This is a genomic window from Leifsonia sp. PARNA 1/14 (assembly GCF_055720965.1).
In genome coordinates this window covers 261827-279246 of sequence record NZ_JBVQSP010000004.1, presented here as the reverse complement: position 1 = coordinate 279246, position 17420 = coordinate 261827, and the positions used below count along the sequence as shown (strand labels likewise).

Annotated in this window: 18 protein-coding genes; 5 read left to right on the top strand and 13 right to left on the bottom strand. The window is 70.4% G+C overall.

The features are described from left to right. Positions 1–110: 110 nt before the first annotated feature. The gene (locus AC0HS0_RS12935; protein ID WP_472964596.1) at positions 111–623 is read left to right on the top strand and encodes a GNAT family N-acetyltransferase; all 513 of its coding nucleotides are present in this window, start codon (positions 111–113) and stop codon (positions 621–623) included. Here AC0HS0_RS12935 and xerD read toward each other — a convergent pair. The 8 genes from xerD to AC0HS0_RS12895 all read right to left on the bottom strand — a co-directional run bounded on the left by xerD (position 605) and on the right by AC0HS0_RS12895 (position 9017). Beyond that, complete coding sequence (gene xerD, locus AC0HS0_RS12930) at positions 605–1510, bottom strand: site-specific tyrosine recombinase XerD (RefSeq protein ID WP_472964595.1); 906 nt, start codon at positions 1508–1510, stop codon at positions 605–607. The two genes, AC0HS0_RS12935 and xerD, sit on opposite strands and share 19 nt — an antisense overlap. Further along, positions 1507–2166, bottom strand: a complete 660-nt coding sequence (locus AC0HS0_RS12925) for an NUDIX domain-containing protein (protein WP_472964423.1) — start codon at positions 2164–2166, stop codon at positions 1507–1509. Before AC0HS0_RS12925 ends, xerD begins: the two co-directional genes overlap by 4 nt. Continuing rightward, positions 2166–3908 carry a CTP synthase gene (locus AC0HS0_RS12920; RefSeq protein ID WP_472964422.1) on the bottom strand — a complete coding sequence of 581 codons (1743 nt, stop codon included), beginning with the start codon at positions 3906–3908 and terminating at the stop codon, positions 2166–2168. The genes AC0HS0_RS12925 and AC0HS0_RS12920 overlap by 1 nt, the downstream gene beginning before the upstream one ends. Positions 3909–3986: 78 nt before the next feature. Beyond that, positions 3987–5711, bottom strand: a complete 1725-nt coding sequence (recN, locus tag AC0HS0_RS12915; protein WP_472964421.1) for a DNA repair protein RecN — start codon at positions 5709–5711, stop codon at positions 3987–3989. Further along, a complete protein-coding gene (locus AC0HS0_RS12910) occupies positions 5704–6630 on the bottom strand; it encodes an NAD kinase (RefSeq protein WP_472964420.1) in 927 nt (308 codons plus the stop codon). Before AC0HS0_RS12910 ends, recN begins: the two co-directional genes overlap by 8 nt. A 106-nt stretch (positions 6631–6736) precedes the next feature. Then, positions 6737–7534 (bottom strand): TlyA family RNA methyltransferase, encoded by a 798-nt coding sequence (locus AC0HS0_RS12905; protein ID WP_472964419.1) that lies wholly within the window; start codon positions 7532–7534, stop codon positions 6737–6739. Next, the gene (locus tag AC0HS0_RS12900; RefSeq protein ID WP_472964418.1) at positions 7521–7688 is read right to left on the bottom strand and encodes a hypothetical protein; all 168 of its coding nucleotides are present in this window, start codon (positions 7686–7688) and stop codon (positions 7521–7523) included. The genes AC0HS0_RS12905 and AC0HS0_RS12900 overlap by 14 nt, the downstream gene beginning before the upstream one ends. Positions 7689–7697: 9 nt before the next feature. Further along, positions 7698–9017: a lipopolysaccharide biosynthesis protein gene (locus AC0HS0_RS12895; protein ID WP_472964417.1), complete on the bottom strand. Its 1320-nt coding sequence runs from the start codon at positions 9015–9017 to the stop codon at positions 7698–7700. A 164-nt stretch (positions 9018–9181) separates the two neighbouring features. Between AC0HS0_RS12895 and AC0HS0_RS12890 the strand changes: the two genes are divergently transcribed. Both AC0HS0_RS12890 and AC0HS0_RS12885 read left to right on the top strand, forming a co-directional pair. Then, positions 9182–10228: a glycosyltransferase family 2 protein gene (locus AC0HS0_RS12890; protein ID WP_472964416.1), complete on the top strand. Its 1047-nt coding sequence runs from the start codon at positions 9182–9184 to the stop codon at positions 10226–10228. A 79-nt stretch (positions 10229–10307) separates the two neighbouring features. Beyond that, on the top strand, positions 10308–11429 hold the full coding sequence (locus AC0HS0_RS12885; protein WP_472964415.1) for a glycosyltransferase: 1122 nt from the start codon (positions 10308–10310) through the stop codon (positions 11427–11429). On the opposite strand, the gene tyrS is transcribed toward AC0HS0_RS12885, so the two are convergent. Beyond that, entirely contained in the window at positions 11407–12738 is a 1332-nt protein-coding gene (tyrS, locus tag AC0HS0_RS12880) for a tyrosine--tRNA ligase (protein WP_472964414.1), read from the bottom strand. The genes AC0HS0_RS12885 and tyrS overlap by 23 nt on opposite strands. 133 nt (positions 12739–12871) lie before the next feature. Here tyrS and AC0HS0_RS12875 point away from each other — a divergent pair, with 133 nt between their 5' ends. Then, positions 12872–13486: a DNA-binding protein gene (locus AC0HS0_RS12875; RefSeq protein WP_472964413.1), complete on the top strand. Its 615-nt coding sequence runs from the start codon at positions 12872–12874 to the stop codon at positions 13484–13486. An 85-nt stretch (positions 13487–13571) separates the two neighbouring features. After that, a complete protein-coding gene (locus AC0HS0_RS12870; RefSeq protein ID WP_472964412.1) occupies positions 13572–14171 on the top strand; it encodes a hypothetical protein in 600 nt (199 codons plus the stop codon). An 87-nt stretch (positions 14172–14258) separates the two neighbouring features. Here AC0HS0_RS12870 and AC0HS0_RS12865 read toward each other — a convergent pair whose 3' ends face one another. From AC0HS0_RS12865 to argF, 4 genes are read right to left on the bottom strand one after another with little or no spacing between them, the layout of a single operon-like run. Next, positions 14259–14888: a DNA-3-methyladenine glycosylase gene (locus AC0HS0_RS12865; RefSeq protein WP_472964411.1), complete on the bottom strand. Its 630-nt coding sequence runs from the start codon at positions 14886–14888 to the stop codon at positions 14259–14261. Between the two features lies 1 nt (position 14889). Then, positions 14890–15018, bottom strand: a complete 129-nt coding sequence (locus tag AC0HS0_RS12860; RefSeq protein ID WP_472964410.1) for a hypothetical protein — start codon at positions 15016–15018, stop codon at positions 14890–14892. Then, on the bottom strand, positions 15018–16466 hold the full coding sequence (gene argH / locus AC0HS0_RS12855) for an argininosuccinate lyase (RefSeq protein ID WP_472964409.1): 1449 nt from the start codon (positions 16464–16466) through the stop codon (positions 15018–15020). The genes AC0HS0_RS12860 and argH overlap by 1 nt, the downstream gene beginning before the upstream one ends. Beyond that, a complete protein-coding gene (argF, locus tag AC0HS0_RS12850; protein WP_472964408.1) occupies positions 16463–17398 on the bottom strand; it encodes an ornithine carbamoyltransferase in 936 nt (311 codons plus the stop codon). The genes argH and argF overlap by 4 nt, the downstream gene beginning before the upstream one ends. Positions 17399–17420 lie beyond the last annotated feature (22 nt).

Sequence of the window (17420 nt, the reverse complement as noted above, 5' to 3'; positions counted from 1 at the left end):
CGGCGGCCGTTCCCGGCCTGTTCACTTCCATCCATCCTATCCGCGTGCTCACGGCTACGTCGGCGTCTCGGCGGCGGGTCCTCAGGGCGTACGCTGTGCGCGTGCCGACGATGCCACCCGAGCTCACCACCGAACGCCTGCGCCTGCGGCTGCGCGACGGCAGGGACGCCGAGTGGAACCTCGAGCTCATCGCGGAGGACCCGTCGCGCGAGCCCCTCCCCCTCGACCAGGAGCGCGACCGGCTCGACGCCCAGCGCCACGCGGCCGAGGAGGTCGGCTTCGGCCTCTACACGATCGAGGTGGCCGACACCGGTGAGGCCGTCGGGTACTGCGGCCTGGTGATCGGGCGTGCGACTCCGACTCAGCCGGAGCTCGCCTACGAGCTGCTGCGCCGCCACGTCGGCACCGGCTACGCGACCGAGGCGGCGGCCGCCGTGGCCGACGCGGCGTTCGAGAGCGGCATCCCCGTGCTGTGGGCGACCGTGGAGCGCTGGAACGCTCCGTCGTTCCGGGTGCTGGAGAAGCTGGGATTCACGCCGTCACGGATCACCGGCGAGGGCCCGAAGGTGCTGGTCTGGCTCTACCGCAAGGCACCGCGGGGGCGTCACCGCGCCCGCGGGTGAGCCGACACGTACACATCGCGCAGCGCATCTGCCGTCACCAGCGTGTAGATCTGCGTCGTCGCCACCGACGAATGGCCCAGCAGCTCCTGCACGACGCGCACGTCCGCACCTCCGGCGAGCAGGTGGGTGGCGAACGAGTGCCGGAGGGTGTGCGGCGAGATCTCGACGCCGAGGTTGGAGCGCTCCGCTGCTGCGCGGATGATCAGCCAGACGTTCTGGCGCGACAAGCGGGCGCCGCGCATCCCGAGGAACAGCGCGGGCGTCGCCCGGCCGCGGGTCGAGAGCACCGGGCGCGCCCGCACGAGATAGGCGGCGACGGCGGCCTGGGCGAAGCTGCCCAGCGGCACGATGCGTTGCTTCGACCCCTTGCCGGTCAGCCGCACCACATCGGTGTCGATCACATCGTCGACGTTCAGCCCGACCGCCTCGCTGACGCGGGCTCCGGTCGCGTACATGAGCTCCAGCAGCGCCTTGTCACGGAGGTCGTCGAGCTCGTCGCCGTCGGTCGCCGCCAGCAGTGCGGCGACCTGGTCGACGCTGATCGCCTTCGGCAGGGTGCTCGGCAGCTTGGGAGGCCGAACGTCGCGTGCCGCGTCCACCTCCACCCGCCCCTCCTCGAGAAGGAACCGGTGGAACCCACGCACCGTCGACAGCATGCGGGCGAGGGAGGTCGCGGTCAGCGGCGACTCCTCGCGCGACCCGAGGTGCGAGAGGTAGCCCGACACGGTCGCGCCGGACACCGCGTGCACGTCGTCGACGCCCTGCTCGGCCAGCCACGCGGTGTAGACCGCGAGATCGCGCCGGTACGCGGCGACCGTGTTCGCCGAGAGGCCGCGCTCGATGGCGACATGCCTCAGATAGGCGTCCACGTCGGCCGCGAGGGTCATCCCTCGGCGCTCGGCGCGCTCGCGCCGCTCAGCTTCGGGTGGCTCGGCCATGGCGCGTCTGCCGCGCCGAGGCTCGCCCAGCCGCGCTCGCGCGCTGCCAGCGCGCCGAGCACGGCGATGCTCAGCGGCGCGTTGTGCGCGCGTCGCTCGAGCACGGCGTCCACCGCCTCCTCCAGCGGCACCCAGGCGACCTCGATGTCGGCCTCCTCGGCCTCCCGGGCGAACGCCTCACCGGTCGGCCGCACGTCCCTGGCCAGATAGATGCGGATCGCCTCGTCGTTGCCGCCCGGGCTGGTGAAGATGTCGGCCAGCACGTTCCACTGCCCGGCCTGCAGGTCGGCCTCCTCGGCCAGCTCGCGCCGGGCCGCGGCGAGCGGCTCCTCCCCGTTGATGTCGAGCAACCCGGCCGGGATCTCCCAGTCGCGGTGCCGGACGGGGTGCCGGTACTGCCTGATGAGCAGCACGCGGCCGTCGTCGTCCAGCGCGAGCACCGCGACGGCGCCCGTGTGGTCGACGTACTCGCGGGTGATCTCCTCGCCGTTGTAGCGGAAGGTGTCGCGACGCACGTCCCAGATCTTGCCGTGGAAGGCGATCTCGGACGAGACGATCTCCGGGCGGAACGGCTCGTCGCCGATCACGCCGACCTCGGTGGCCATCAGGCCTCCGTCACCAGTTCTTCGGCTTCCTCAGCCGCCACCTCGAACAGGAGGCTGGCCTTCTGGCGCTCGAGCGCCGCGCCGACGAGTCCGGCGAACAGCGGATGCGCGTGGTTCGGCCGCGACCGCAGCTCCGGGTGCGCCTGGGTGCCGACGTAGAACGGGTGCACGTCGCGCGGCAGCTCCACGTACTCGACGAGGTGGCCGTCGGGCGAGGTTCCGGAGAACCAGAGGCCGGCGTCGGCGATCTGCTCGCGGTAGTTGTTGTTCACCTCGTAGCGGTGACGGTGACGCTCGCTGGCCTCCGGGGCGCCGTAGAGGTCGGCGACCAGGGAGCCCTCGGCGAGCGTGGCCGGGTACAGGCCCAGGCGCATGGTGCCGCCTAGGTCGCCGCCGGCGATGATCTCGACCTGCTCGGCCATCGTGGCGATCACGGGGAACTCGGTCTCCGGGTCGAACTCCGACGACGACGCGCCGGCCAGGCCGGCCTCGTGACGCGCGTACTCGATGACCATGCACTGGAGGCCGAGGCAGAGGCCGAGGGCCGGGATGCCGTTCTCGCGCGCGAACCGCAGCGCGCCGACCTTGCCCTCGATGCCGCGTACGCCGAACCCGCCGGGAACGCAGATCGCGTCGACGTCGCCGAGCTGCTGCGCGGCGCCCTCGGGCGTCTGGCACTCGTCGGAGGGGATCCACTTGAGCTTCACCTTGGTGCGGTGTGCGAACCCGCCCGCGCGGAGCGCCTCGGTGACCGAGAGGTAGGCGTCGGGGAGGTCGATGTACTTGCCGACCAGGCCGATCGTGACCTCGTGCTTGGGGTCGTGCACCGCCTCCAGGAGGCGCGCCCAGCCGTGCCAGTCGACTTCGGCAGCCCTATCGAGGCCGAGCTGGGCGATGATGTAGGCGTCGAGGCCCTGCTCGTGCAGCATCGTCGGAATGTCGTAGATGCTCGGCACGTCGACCGCGTTCACTACGGCCTGCTCGTCCACGTCGCACATGAGCGCGATCTTGCGCTTGTTCGACTCGGACACCGGGCGGTCGCTGCGGAGCACGAGCGCGTCCGGCTGGATCCCGATCGAGCGCAGCGCCGCGACGGAGTGCTGCGTGGGCTTCGTCTTCTGCTCGCCCGACGCGTTCATGAACGGCACGAGCGAGACGTGCACGAAGAAGCAGTTCTTGCGGCCGAGCTCGTGGCGCACCTGGCGGGCCGACTCGATGAACGGCTGCGATTCGATGTCACCGACGGTGCCGCCGATCTCGGTGATGATCACGTCGGGCGCCGGCTCGCCGTCCGGTCCGGGCTGTGCCTGCAGGCGCATCCGGCGCTTGATCTCGTCGGTGATGTGCGGGATGACCTGCACGGTGTCGCCCAGGTACTCGCCGCGGCGCTCCTTGGCGATGACGTTCGAGTAGATCTGGCCGGTGGTGACGTTCGCGGACTGGCCGAGGTTGATGTCGAGGAACCGCTCGTAGTGCCCGATGTCGAGGTCGGTCTCCGCACCGTCGTCGGTCACGAACACCTCGCCGTGCTGGAACGGGTTCATCGTCCCAGGGTCGACATTGAGATAGGGGTCGAGCTTCTGCATGACCACGCGGAGGCCGCGTGCCGTCAGAAGGTTGCCCAGGGAAGCCGCCGTGAGGCCCTTCCCCAACGAAGAAACGACACCACCTGTCACGAAGATGTGCTTGGTAGTGCCGTTGGTTTTGCTGTTGTTCTGGCCCGCGTCTGAATAATCCACCACGGGCTTGTAGCTTATCACCTGCTGACGGGACGACCGTGCGCGACCGCCGCGACGCGCCCGCCGCGAACGCCTGCGAGGTCACCGCGCGGCAGCGGCCATCTCGACGAGCTCGCGCGCGTGGGCGAGCCCGCTCTCGGAGTCGGGGAGCCCCGACAGCAGGCGCGCCATCTCGGCGATGCGCTCGTCGCCGTCGAGCCGGCGCACGCTGGACTCGGTGACGGCGCCGTCGCTGCCCTTGACGACCGTGAGGTGGTTGGTCGCGAACGCCGCCACCTGGGCGAGGTGCGTAACGACGATCACCTGGGAGCTCTCGGCCAGCCGGGCGAGCCGGCGGCCGATCTCGATCGCGGAGGCGCCGCCGACGCCGGCGTCGATCTCGTCGAAGATGAAGGTGGGCACCGGGTCGGCGCCGGCGATGACCACTTCGATGGCCAGCATCACGCGGGAGAGCTCGCCGCCGGACGCGCCCTTGCCGAGCGGCCGCGGCTCCGCGCCGGGGTGCGGCCGCAGCAGGATGGCGACCTGGTCGCGCCCGCTGGCCGTGAACTCTTCGCGCTCGGTGACCTCCACGACGATCCGCGCGTCGGGCATCGCCAGCATCGCCAGCTCGTCGGAGACCGCGTCGGCGAGGCGCTGTGCGGCCTCCCGGCGACGCTCGCCGAGGTCTGCGGCGAGCTCGGTCACGAGCGTTGCATCGGCCTCGACCTCGCGCGCGAGCTCCTGGATGCGGTCGGCGTCGCCGTCGAGCTCGAGGAGGCGGAGGCTGCCGGTCTCGAGCGTCGCGATGACGTCGTCGAGAGTCGGGCCGTATTTGCGGACGAGCCCGGCGAGCTCCGCGCGACGCTCCTGCACCACCTCCAGCTCGCGGGCGCCGTCGGTGTCGAGGGCGGCCAGATACGTGGAGAGCTGCGCGGCGATGTCGGAGACGAGGTAGTTGGCGTTGGCGACCGCGTCGGCCAGCGGCCGCAGCTCGGCGTCGTGCGGCGCGACCCGCTCCAACTGACGGCGCGCGTTGTCGAGCAGACCGAGAGCGTCGACGCCCTCCGACTCCTCGGCCGAGAGCAGCTCGCGCGCTCCTGCTGCGGCGAGTCGCAGCTCCTCCAGGTTGGTGAGGCGCTCTGCACGCTCGGCGAGCTCGTCGTCCTCCCTCGGCTGCGGCGCCACCGTCTCGATCTCGGACATCGCGGCGCGCAGGTCGTCGGCCTCTCGCGCGCGGCGCTCCTGGTCGGCGACCAGTTCGTCGAGTTCGGAGCGGTTGTCGCGCCAGCGGTGGAAGACCTGGGCGTACGTGTCGACGAGCCCGGCGAACGCGGGGCCGGCGAACCGGTCGAGAGCCTCGCGCTGTGCGACGGAGGAACGCAGCCTGATCTGGTCGGACTGGCCGTGGACGACCACGAGTTGCCCGCCGAGCTCGGTCAGCACGCTGACGGGCGCGCCCCGGCCGCCGACGACCGCCCGTGAGCGCCCCTCTGCCGATACCGAGCGGCTGAGCACCAGCTCCGCCTCTCCCCCGCCCAACTCGTCGACGTCGCCGCCGGCGTCGCGCACGCGTTCGACCACGTCGCCCGCACCCGCCACGCGCCAGCGGCCCTCGACCCAGGCCTGCGGGCTGCCGACACGTACGGCGCCGGTGTCGGCCCGCTCGCCGAGCAGCAGCCCGAGCGCCGAGACCACCATCGTCTTGCCCGCGCCGGTCTCACCGGTGATCGCGGTGAATCCGGCCCCCAGCGGGAGGGATGCGTCGGCGATGACACCCAAGTCGCGGATCGAGATCTCTTCGATGCCTCCACGCACGTCACTCACGACCGGCCGGCCCCCGCCACCCGGTCACGGGCAGGTCGAACTTGTGCACGAGCCGGTCGGTGAACGGCCCCTGGTGCAGACGCGCGAGTCGCACGGGGATCGGCGAGCGGCGCACCACGACTCGGGCGCCGCGCGGGAGGTCGAACGCCCGGCGGCCGTCGCACCAGAGGATGCCCTCGCCGCCCGCGCGGTCGAGCAGCTCGATGGCGAGCGACGAGTCGGCGTCGACAACGAGCGGTCGCGAGAAGAGGGCGTGCGCACTGAGCGGCACCAGCAGGAGGGCCGCGACGCCCGGCCAGACCACCGGGCCTCCCGCGGAGAACGAGTACGCGGTCGAGCCGGTCGGTGTCGACATCACGACGCCGTCGCACCCGAAGCTCGACATCGGCCGGCCGTCGACCTCGATGACGACCTCGAGCATCCGCTCGCGGCTGGCCTTCTCGACCGTGGCCTCGTTGAGCGCCCAGCTCTCGTAGACGACCTCTTTGCCGACCTTCACACGGGCGGAGAGCGTCATGCGCTCCTCGACCTCGTAGTCTTTGGCGAGCCCCCGCGCGACCGCGATCTCGAGATCGTCGCGCTCGCTCTCGGCGAGGAAGCCGACGTGGCCGAGGTTGACGCCGAGCAATGGCGCCGTGCAGCCGCGGACCAGCTCGGCTGCCCGCAGAATCGTGCCGTCGCCGCCGAGCACGATCACCAGCTCGAGGTCGCCGGCACTCACCTCGTCGCCGAGGACGGCGACGGAGTCGAGGTCGGGGGCGGCGACGAGCAGATCGCGCCGTTCGTCTTCGCTGAGCACGGGGACGACGCCCGCGGACACGAGCTGGCGGCACACCTGCACGCCGGCCTCGAGGGAATCCTGACGACCGGTGTGCGCGACGACGAGGATATATCGCTGCGCGTCACCCGATGCCGTCACGTCGCCTCCTCACGAGTTCGTCGATTCCTTCTGGCTGCGTCCCTCCATTCTGTCGGTTTTCGAGCGGCGAGTGTGCGGAGGCGCCGGAATTGTGGAGAACGTTCACTCACGTCGACAAGTGGAGGAGTGCTTCGCGCGCTGCCGACGGGTCCGGAGCGCCTGCGCGGAGCCGGGCGAGGAACTCGTGATTGCCGTGGGTCCCGGCGATCGGGGACGCCATCACGCCGGCGGTCCCCAGCCCGACGTCGTGCGCGGCCCAGAGCACACGCTCGACCGCGTCGAGGCGCAGCCCTTTGTCGGTCACGATCCCTTCTTTGACACCCTGTCTGCCCACTTCGAACTGGGGCTTGATCAGCAGGATGAATTCCGCATCGTCCGCCGCGACCGATCGCAGAGCCGGGAGGACGTGCGTCAGAGAGATGAACGAGAGGTCGGCCACGACCAGCTCCGGCACTATCGCATCGCCGACCAGCCCCGCGAAGGTCGCGACGTCGAGCGACCGCACGTTGATCCCCTCGAACGAGCGAAGCCGCTCGGCACCCGCGAGCCTCGGGTCGAGTTGCCCATGCCCGACGTCGACCGCGACGACCAGCCGCGCACCCCGCTCCAGCAGCACCTGACTGAACCCGCCGGTCGAGGCGCCGGCATCCAGCGCGATCCGCCCTTCGACCGTCACGCCGAACCCGTCGAGGGCCGCGATGAGCTTGTGCGCCCCGCGGCTGACGTAATGGTCGGCACCGGCGACGATCAGCTCCTGCGCCTCGCCCACCCTCGTCGAGGCGCGGAGGACCGGACGGCCGTCGACGGTCACGAGACCATCGACGATGAGCGACGCCGCCCGTGTGCGCGAGGAGGCGAGCCCTCGGGAGACCAGGGCGACGTCGAGCCGCTCAGTCGTCCCCAAGCCGGTCACTGACTTCCAGCCGGGCCCGAAGGACTTCGTGAAGCTGCGCGTACGCGTCGGCGCGCTCCGCGAGCGGTTGCGCCTCGATCAGGTCGAGGCGCTCGACGAGAGCGTCGTCGTCGCGAGAGGCGACGTCCGCACGGTTCTCAGGCATGCGATCACGCTACACCGGATCGGACTCGGGTCCGCTGCGGCGATCCGAGGTGGACGATGATGCGTTCGGGGCCGGCCGCACCGGCGCAGGATGATCGGACGGGGACACCTGCCACCGACCTGATTCTCGGATCGCCCGCAGGGCTCGCCGGGCCGCGACGACCTGCACGACGAGCACAGACGCCTCGGCCAGCAGCTGCCCGGCCAGAGCGCCCGTTCCTCCGAAGAAGACGGCGCCGAAGAAGATGCCGGGTAGCCCGACGATCGCACCGACGGCCGCGGACGTCGCGATCGTGCTCACACGACCGAGGGAGACCAGGAGAACTCCGCCCGTCGACACGCTCGCGCACATCACCGCGATGCTCAGCCCGGAGATCACTGCGGCGAGAGGAGGGACGTGGACAGTGCCCGAGAAGATGATCTCGGCGGCCCACGGGCTTGCGACGGCGAACAGGATGCCGCAGGCCAGCCCCAGAGCGCTGCTCACCATCGCGGCACGCACTGCGCGGCGGATGCGGTTGCCGGGCTGCACCTCGCGACCGACCCAGCCTTTGAGAACGTAGTTCTGCGTGCGCATTATCTGCTGGACCATTCGCTGCAACCGGTCTACGGAGGCGAAAAGCAGGGTGGCATTGGCTGCGCCCAGCGTTGCCACTGTCGTGCCGAGCGAGATGTAGACGCTCGAGAACACGCTCGAACTCAGCGCGGCCCGCTGATGTCCGATGACCTTCAACAGGCGACGTGGCCCCATGGATACGAGATCTCGGAGCTGTAGCCGCAGGACCACCGCCCCGGCGACGGGCGCGCTCACAGACGAGAGGAGAAGGGCCGCGGGGTAGAGCCACAGGGCTCCCCCGAGGTGGATCGCGATCGCCGACCCCGCGATGAGCAGCGTTCGCGGCAGCACCTCCGTGAAGAGGAAGAGCCGAGGCTTCAGGATGCCGGTGAAGATCCATGCCGCGGAGAACATCGCTATCGCAGCGGCTGCGGCGACGAGCGCTGCGGTGCCTCCGAAGCCGGCCGGCGCGAGCACGAACGACAACCACACGGTCACCGCGATCACGGGTATGCCCACGACAGCCTTCGCGACCAGCGAGACGCCGTACGCGTGAGCTCTGCTCCGAGCCGACATCCGCGCGACGCGCTGGCTCCCCGACAACCCCCAGCCCAGCTCGACGATGACACCGGCCGTGCCTCCCAGGGACTGCCCGATGGCGATGGCCGCCCACGCCGCGCTCCCATAGGAGGCGGTGACCGTCGGCAACGCCAGCAGCGGCGACACCGCGTTCAGGACGGGAATGATGGCGTAACCGAACAGCGCGCCGGCCAAGAATCGGCGTCGACCGCGAGCGAGCTGTCGTGCCCGGGTGGGAGAGGGAGACAATGAGGTCCTGCTTCGTCGTACTACACCTGACCATATGAATTCGAAAGGTCAGATATCCGTGTAGCATACCGCAGGTTCGTTCTATCGACTTCGCCCGCGGAGGACACCCCATGACAGCTCGCGCAACCGACGCACCCTCTCCCACGGCGACGATCATCGTCGGCGTCCGGAACGGCCGCGATGCCGCCCCCGTCCTCGCTTCGCGGCTCCTGGATGCCGTCAGCCGGCCGGGAATCGAGGCTGTGGTGGTCGACGACGGATCGGTCGACGGCACGGGTGAGATGCTCGAGGACGCCGTGGGCGGCGTCCCCGCGATCACGCTGATCCGCCACGAGAAGTCGGCAGGGATCGCAGCCCGCCGCAACGAAGCCCTGCAGTCCGCGCGTGGCGAGTGGATCTGGTTCGCCGACCACGATGACGAATGGTCGATCGACGGGCTATCCACACTGCTCGCGAACTCGGGCGATGCCGACATCGTCTTCGCCCGGGCCGACTTCGACTGGGGATCGGGCGATCGGCGACTGATCGACGGCGTGGGCGAGTGGAGCACAGCGCGGACGATCTCCTCGGAGTCCGCCGCGGAGTTGGTCATCGGCGGCACGGTCCACGGCTTCCTCTGGTCCAAGCTGTTCCGCAGATCGGTGCTCGGCGACACCCCGTTCCCCCCGCTGGTTTCGCAGAGCGATGTCGTGGGGGTCGCCCGCGCGATCGCCGCCGCCGGGACGATCCGCGTCATCCCCGACGTCGTGTACGTCTACCGCCGTCAGCCCGGCTCGATCACGCGCTCGCGCACTCCGGACATCGGTGCGCTCAAGAGCGCGCACGACGCCGTTCTCGCCGAGCTCGGACACGCCGTCGGCCAAGCGGAACGCGACGTCTTCACCGCCCGCTTCCTCTGTCTCGCCGCCGTCAAGACCGCCGTGCGCTGGGGAGTGGAGGGGGCTGCGATGCGCGAGACCTGCCGGTCGGCGCAGCAGTGGGCACGTCCGCTTTCGACACGGGCGGTGTTCCGGCGGTCCCCGAGCCTCGGCGGTGTCGTCGTCGTCTTGAAGACGTTCCCATCGCTTCTCCCGCTCGCCCTCCGGTCCGCTCTCGCGACTCTCGACACCGTCCGCGCCCTGCGCGCCCGCAGAGCACTCCAGGCACGTCCCGCATGATGGCGGCGCGAATCCCCCGTGTCTTCACCCGCCACCGCGACGCGACCTCAGCGCAAGACCAGATCAGAGAGGACCAGAGATGACTGGTCCCGGCGACGCCTCCACGACGGTGCAGCTCTGCGGACACGTCGCGTATGTCGGCATCCACGACCCGGCGTACCCGCGGAACACCCGGCTCCGTGCCGCACTCGAGTCTGCCGGACTGAGCGTCACCACGGCCGACAAGTCGCGGAACGGCGGCCTCCGCAACACGCTGGCCGAACTGCGGTCCGCGTGGACCGCCTCGCGCGGGAGCCGGGCGATCGTGGTCTCGGAATTCGGGCTCAAACTCGTACCCGGCGCGTGGCTCGTGTCGCGCGTGCGCCGCATCCCGCTGATCGTCGACGGATTCGTCGGCCTCGCCGAGACACACGTCGACGATTGGGCGACGACGAGCAGGTCGTCGGCGAAAGGCCTGGCGTACCGGTTGGTGGATGCGCTCGCCGCCACCATGGCAGACGCGTACCTCATCGACACCCGACTGAGAGCCGATGCGATCGTCGCCCGGTACCGGCGGCGGACGCCCGGCAACACCTTCGCCGTACCGGTGGGCGCGCCGGAGTGGGCCCGGCCTCTCGAGCACGTCGGCCACGACGGGCCTCTACGGGTGCTTTATTACGGCAATTACATCCCGCTCCACGGTCTTCCCCTGATCGTGGAAGCGGTGGACTCGGCGAATCGGCGACGACCGATCCGGCTCACGCTCATCGGCGCGGGCGAGGGACGGCCTCCCATCGAAGACGCAGTGAAAGAGGCAGGCCTCACCGCGATCACCACGTTTCTCGGCCCGGTTCCCGAGGCCGTACTGTGCGAGCACATCGGCGCCCACGACGTGGTGCTGGGAGTATTCGGGGCTTCCACGAAAGCGCGAAGCGTCCTGGCGAACAAGGTCTGGCAAGGGCTCGCCTGCGGTCGTGCGGTGATCACGCAGGACAGCGCCGCGCTGGACGAGCTGCGACCTCTCGTCTGCGACCAGTTGATCGCCACCGTCCCCGGCGTGGCCGAGTCACTCGCAGCCGAACTCGTGAACGTCGACACGACCCGGCGCTTCGATGATCGCGTCGAGGTGCTCGAAGAATACGTACGGTCGCAGACGCTGAGCGTTCTGAGCTGGCTACAGCGCTCCTCGCGGGCGCCCGCTACTCGACGAAGACGCCGCTGAGCGTCTTCTTGCCGCGTCGCAGCACCACCATCCCACCCGGGAGCAGGTGATCGCCGACCACGGACTCGGCGTCGTCGACCTTGGCGTTGTTGACGTAGACGCCACCCTGGGCCACGGCGCGGCGCGCCTCGCCGAGGCTCTTGGTGAGCCCGGTGTCGACGAGCGCCTGCGCGATGGTCGTGGAGGCCGCCGTCGTCGTGTTGGGCAGCTCGCGGAGGGCTGACTCCAGGGTCTCGCGGTCTTGGCCGGCCAGGTCGCCCTGTCCGAACAGCGCCTCGGACGCTGCGATGACCGCCTCCGTCGCCTCCGTGCCGTGGATGAGCGAGGTCACCTCGTAGGCGAGGCGGCGCTGCGCCTCCCGGCGGAACGGCTCCTCCGCCACGGCGCGCTCGAGACGCTCGATCTCGTCGCGGTGCAGGAACGTGAAGACCTTGAGGCGGTCGATGACGTCGGCGTCGTCGGCGTTGAGCCAGAACTGGTAGATCTTGTAGGGGCTCGTGAAGCTCGCGTCGAGCCAGATCGCGTTGCCCTCGCTCTTGCCGAACTTGGTGCCGTCGGCGTTCAGGATGAGCGGTGTGCCGATCGCGTGGGCGTGCTCGCCCTCCACCTTGCGGATGAGGTCGGTGCCGCTGGTGAGGTTGCCCCACTGGTCGCTGCCGCCGGTCTGCAGCACGCAGCCGTACTGACGGTACAGCTCGAGGAAGTCCATGCCCTGCAGGATCTGGTAGCTGAACTCGGTGTACGAGATGCCCTCGTCGGAGTTGAGGCGCGCCGCGACGGCGTCCTTCTTGAGCATCGTGCCGACGCGGAAGTGCTTTCCGATCTCGCGCAGGAAGTCGATGGCCGACAGCGGGGCCGTCCAATCGAGATTGTTGACCAGGCGCACGGCGTTGTCGCCCTCGGAGGACAGGAAACGGGTGACCTGCTGCTGCAGGTAGCCGACCCACTCCGACACGGTTTCCTTGGTGTTGAGCGTGCGCTCGGCGGTCGGGCGCGGGTCACCGATGAGGCCCGTGGAACCGCCGACGAGCCCGAGAGGCTTGTGCCCGGCGAGCTGGAGGCGGCGCATCAGCAGGAGCTGCACCAGGTTGCCCAGGTGGAGGCTCGGCGCCGTGGGGTCGAAACCGCAGTAATACGTGATCGGGTCGCCGGCGAGGAGCTCTTTGAGCGCCGACTCATCCGTCGAGACGTGGACGAGTCCGCGCCACTTGAGCTCGTCCCAGACGTCGGCGAACGTCGGGTCGTTGGTCTGCGCGCTGAGCGTCTGCTCTGCGCTGCTCCGTTCTGCGGCTGCGGCGGTTTCTGGCACGTCCCCCAGGCTAGCAGCGGCACTCGCCGGGCTTTCTTGGGCAATCAGGCCTGTGGTCCTGATCGGAATTGAATCAGGTTATAGATCCTGATATAGTCCTCATCAGGCTATCAGCCCTGATGAGAGGAGTGTCATGTTCGTCATCACGGCCGACCAGGTCGACAGCCGAGGCCGGCCCGACATCGTCGCACCGGTGCTCGCCGCGCTCAACGAACGATCCGGCGACCGGCTCCTGCTGCCGGTCGACCGCAATGCGGGCGACGAGCTCCAGGCCCTCACCGCCGACGCGGCCACGGCATTCGACCTCGTGACGACGCTGGCGCGCGGCGACGCGTGGAGCGTCGGCCTCGGAATCGGCGAGGTCCGCACGCCACTCCCCTCCCACACCAGAGAGGCGGGAGGCGACGCGTTCGTCGCAGCGCGAGCAGCGGTGACCCGCGCCAAGCGCGCCCCGACGCGGTTCGCCGCCGACGCGATCGCCGCCCCGCAACCGGCCGCCGATGTCGAGGCGCTCGTCGGCCTCCTGCTCACCCTGCGGGCGGGCCGCACCGAGGCCGGCTGGGAGCTCTACGACCTCGTCTCGACGGGTCTGACGCAGGCGGAGGCCGGAGCCCGGCTCGGCATCACGCCCCAGTCGGCCAGCGACCGCGCCCGTGCCGCCGGGCTGCGCGCCGACCTGGCTGCGCAGCCCGCCCTGGTTAGGCTGTTGCAGAGCGCCGACGCCGCCCAGGCCACGACCACCGGATGACCGCCGCCGCCCCGCGCACCTCCGAGAGAACGACCTCAGAGAGAACGACCTCCGACCGAACGACCACCGACCGAACGTGAGCCGCATGACCGCCCTGCCTCTGACCCAGTTCTTCGCGACCGTTCTGCCGATCGCCCTGTGGGCGCTCGCGCTCGTGGTCGCCATCGCGTCCGTCTGCTGCGTCATCGCCACGCTGCGCACCCCGCGACGCCCGCTCGTCTACACCGCCGCGGGACTGCTCGCCCTGGCGTTCCTCCTGGTCGCGATCCCACAGCAGGGCGCTCCCCTGATGTTCCGGGTGCTGATCGGCATCGTCGCCCTGGTGCTGAGCGTGATCGGCGGCGGCCCGGCCGCGCAACTCGCCCTCGCCCTCGCCACGAGGAGCACGGCGGTGCCCGGGGTCCACGGCGGCATCGTCGTCCACGACCGCGTGAGCGGGATCGAGGAGACGAGGGAGGTGCTGCGCGGCGGCACGACCATCGGCTTCCTGGAACGGTTCGCGACCACGGGCGCCATCATGGCCGGCTTCCCCGAGGCGCTCGGCGTGCTGATCGCCATCAAGGGCGTCGGCCGCTTCACCGAGCTGGAGGCGCCGGAGGCCCGCGAGCGGTTCATCATCGGCACCCTGGTCAGCCTCGTCTGGGCCTGCGTCTGCGCCGGGCTCTTCCGCTTCGCCGCCGCCTGACCCCGCCCTCCACGCCGAGGGGCACGTCGTTGTCGCGTACGGCGTGCGAATGTGACAACAACGTGCCCCTCGGCAGAGGAGGCTCGCTCAGTCGTGCGATTTGGCGTGGCGCTTGTAGGGCGAGACCGTCGGGTCGCCCGCGATCCAGTAGCGCCACGGGAAGGCGAGGCCGCCGCCGGGGCCCGAGACGCCCGTGCGCGGGCCGGTCTCGTAGTCCACCTGCACGCTCGGCAGCTGGAGGTCGAACGGCGGCGCGAAGAGGTCGGAGCCGTTCTCGGCCAACAGGATGCCGGCGGCGACGACGAGCCTCGCCGGTCCTCGCGCCAGGTCGCGAGCCGGTACGACCCGGCCGAGCGAGCCGGCGCGCCGGTGCGCCGCCAGCTCCGCGCCCTCCACGACCTCCCCCGCTCGCAGCAGCACCGCCGATGACTCTCCCTCGGGCGAGCACACCACATTCGCGCACACGTGCATCCCGTACGTGAAGTACGTGTAGAGGTGGCCAGGGCCGCCGTACATCACCGCATTGCGCTTGGTGCGCCCGCGGAAGGAGTGCGATCCGGGATCGACACCGTCGCCGACGTAGGCCTCCACCTCGCTGATGCGGATGCCGACGACGCCGTCCTGGGTCTCGTGGCGGATCACCGCGCCGAGCAGCTTCGGCGCTGCCTCCAGCGCCGACGCACTGAACACGTCGCGGTCGGGGCGATAGAGCGTCACGTCAGAAGATGCGGCCGCCGGCGACGACGGTCACGATCAGGCCGACCACGATCACCGCGACGGCGACGACCACGATCAGCGGGATGAGCCACGGCGGCAGCCGCCGCGGTCCGTTCGAGCCCTGCGCCATCAGCCGAGGTCCCGCCGGGTCGCGGCGATCGTCTGGGTGAGGGCGCGGACCCGCTCGGTCAGGGTCGCGAGCTGGTCGGCGACCCGGTCGGGAGCCGTGCCACCGGCACCGGCACGGCTGGCCACCGAGCCCTCGACCGTCAGCACCGAGCGCACCTCCGGCGTGAGCAGCGGCGAAACGGCCGCCAGCTGCTCATCGGTCACGTCGCTGAGCTCCAGGCCGTTGTCCTCGGCGAACTTCACCAGGCTTCCGGTGATCTCGTGCGCATTCCGGAAGGGCACGTGCTGCTTGACGAGCCACTCGGCCACGTCGGTCGCCAGCGAGAATCCCTGCGGAGCTAGTTCCGCCATCCGCTCGGTGTGGAAGCGCAGCGTCGCCACCATGCCGGTGAACGCCGGCAGCACGACCTCCAGGGTCTGCACCGAGTCGAACACCGGCTCCTTGTCCTCCTGGAGGTCGCGGTTGTACGCGAGCGGGAGACCCTTGAGCGTCGTGAGGAGGCCGGTCAGGTTGCCGATCAGACGCCCGGCCTTGCCGCGTGCGAGCTCGGCGATGTCGGGGTTCTTCTTCTGCGGCATGATCGACGACCCGGTCGAATAGGAGTCGTCGAGCGTCACGAACCCGAACTCGCGGGTGTTCCAGAGGATGATCTCCTCGGCGAAGCGCGACAGGTCGACGCCGATCTGGGCGGCGACGAAGGCGAACTCGGCCACCACGTCGCGCGCCGCCGTTCCGTCGATCGAGTTCTCGGAGCTGGCCGCGAAGCCGAGCTCGCGGGCGACGAGTTGCGGGTCGAGCCCGAGTGTGGAGCCGGCGAGCGCTCCCGAGCCGTACGGCGATACGTTCGCCCGGCGGTCCCAGTCGGCGAGGCGTTCTAGGTCGCGCACGAGCGGCCAGCAGTGCGCGAGCAGGTGGTGCGCGAGCAGTACGGGCTGGGCGTGCTGCAGGTGGGTGCGGCCGGGCATGACGGCGGCGGGATGCGCGTCCGCCTGCGCCGCGATCGCGTCGACCAGGGCGATCAGCCGTTCGGCGATGACCCCCGCGTGATCGCGCAGGTAGAGCCGGACGAGCGTGGCGATCTGGTCGTTGCGGCTGCGTCCGGCACGCAGCTTGCCACCGAGGTCGGCGCCCGCGCGCTCGATGAGGCCGCGCTCCAGCGCTCCGTGCACGTCCTCGTCGCTCTCGGCCGCCACGAACGCTCCGGAGGCGACGTCGGCATCGAGGGCGTCGAGCGCGTCGATCATGCCGGCGAGCTCGTCGTCGGTCAGGTACCCGGCCGCGGCGAGAGCGCGCGCGTGGGCACGGGAGCCCGCGAGGTCGTAGGCCGCCAGCGCCCAGTCGAAGTGCGTCGACTTGCTGAGCGCGGCCAGCTCGGCCGACGGCCCGCCTGCGAAACGCGCGCCCCAGAGCTTGCCCTCGTCGGTCTTGCCGACACCGTCCGCGGTCATGCGGCCTCCTCGTTCTTGTTCAGCAGCCAGGTCAGCAGCGCCTTCTGGGCGTGGAGGCGGTTCTCGGCCTCGTCCCAGATCACCGACTGCGGACCGTCGATCACGTCGGCGGTCACCTCCAGGCCGCGGTAGGCGGGCAGGCAGTGCAGGAACACCGCATCGTCGGCCGCGAGGGACATCAGCCCGGCGTCGACCGTGAAGTCGCCGAAGACGGCGACGCGTTCGGTCTTCTCGTCCTCCTTGCCCATCGACACCCAGGTGTCGGTGATGATCACGTCGGCGCCGGAAGCGGCCTCCCGGGCATCGGTGAGCACAGCCACCGACCCTCCGGTGCGCTTGGCGATCGCCTGCGCGTCGGCGACGACGACCGCATCAGGCGCGTACGCGGCGGGCGCCGCGATGCGTACGTGCATTCCCGCGGTCGCGCCGCCCAGGAGGTACGAGTGCGACATGTTGCTGGCGCCGTCGCCGAAGAACGCGAGCGTGAGGCCTTCGGTGCGGCCTTTGTGCTCGCGGACGGTCTGGAGGTCGGCGAGGATCTGGCAGGGGTGGAAGTCGTCCGAGAGGGCGTTGACCACCGGCACGCGGGTGCCCTCCGCCATCTCCTCCAGGCCGGCTTGCGCGTAGGTGCGCCAGACGATGGCGGCGACCATGCGCTCGAGCACGCGGGCGGTGTCGGCCAGCGACTCCTTGCCGCCGAGCTGGCTCTCGCCGCTCTGGATGATGAGCGGGCTACCGCCGAGGTCGGCGATGCCGACCGCGAACGACACCCGCGTGCGGGTGGAGGTCTTGTCGAAGATGACGGCGACGGTCTGCGGGCCGGCCAGCGGCTTCGCCGAGAAGCGGTCGGCCTTCAGCCGTGCGGCCAGTTCGAGCACCTCGAGCTGCTCGGCCGGGTCGAGGTCGTCGTCGCGGAGGAAGTGACGGGTCATCGTGGTCCTTTGTCTGCGCCTG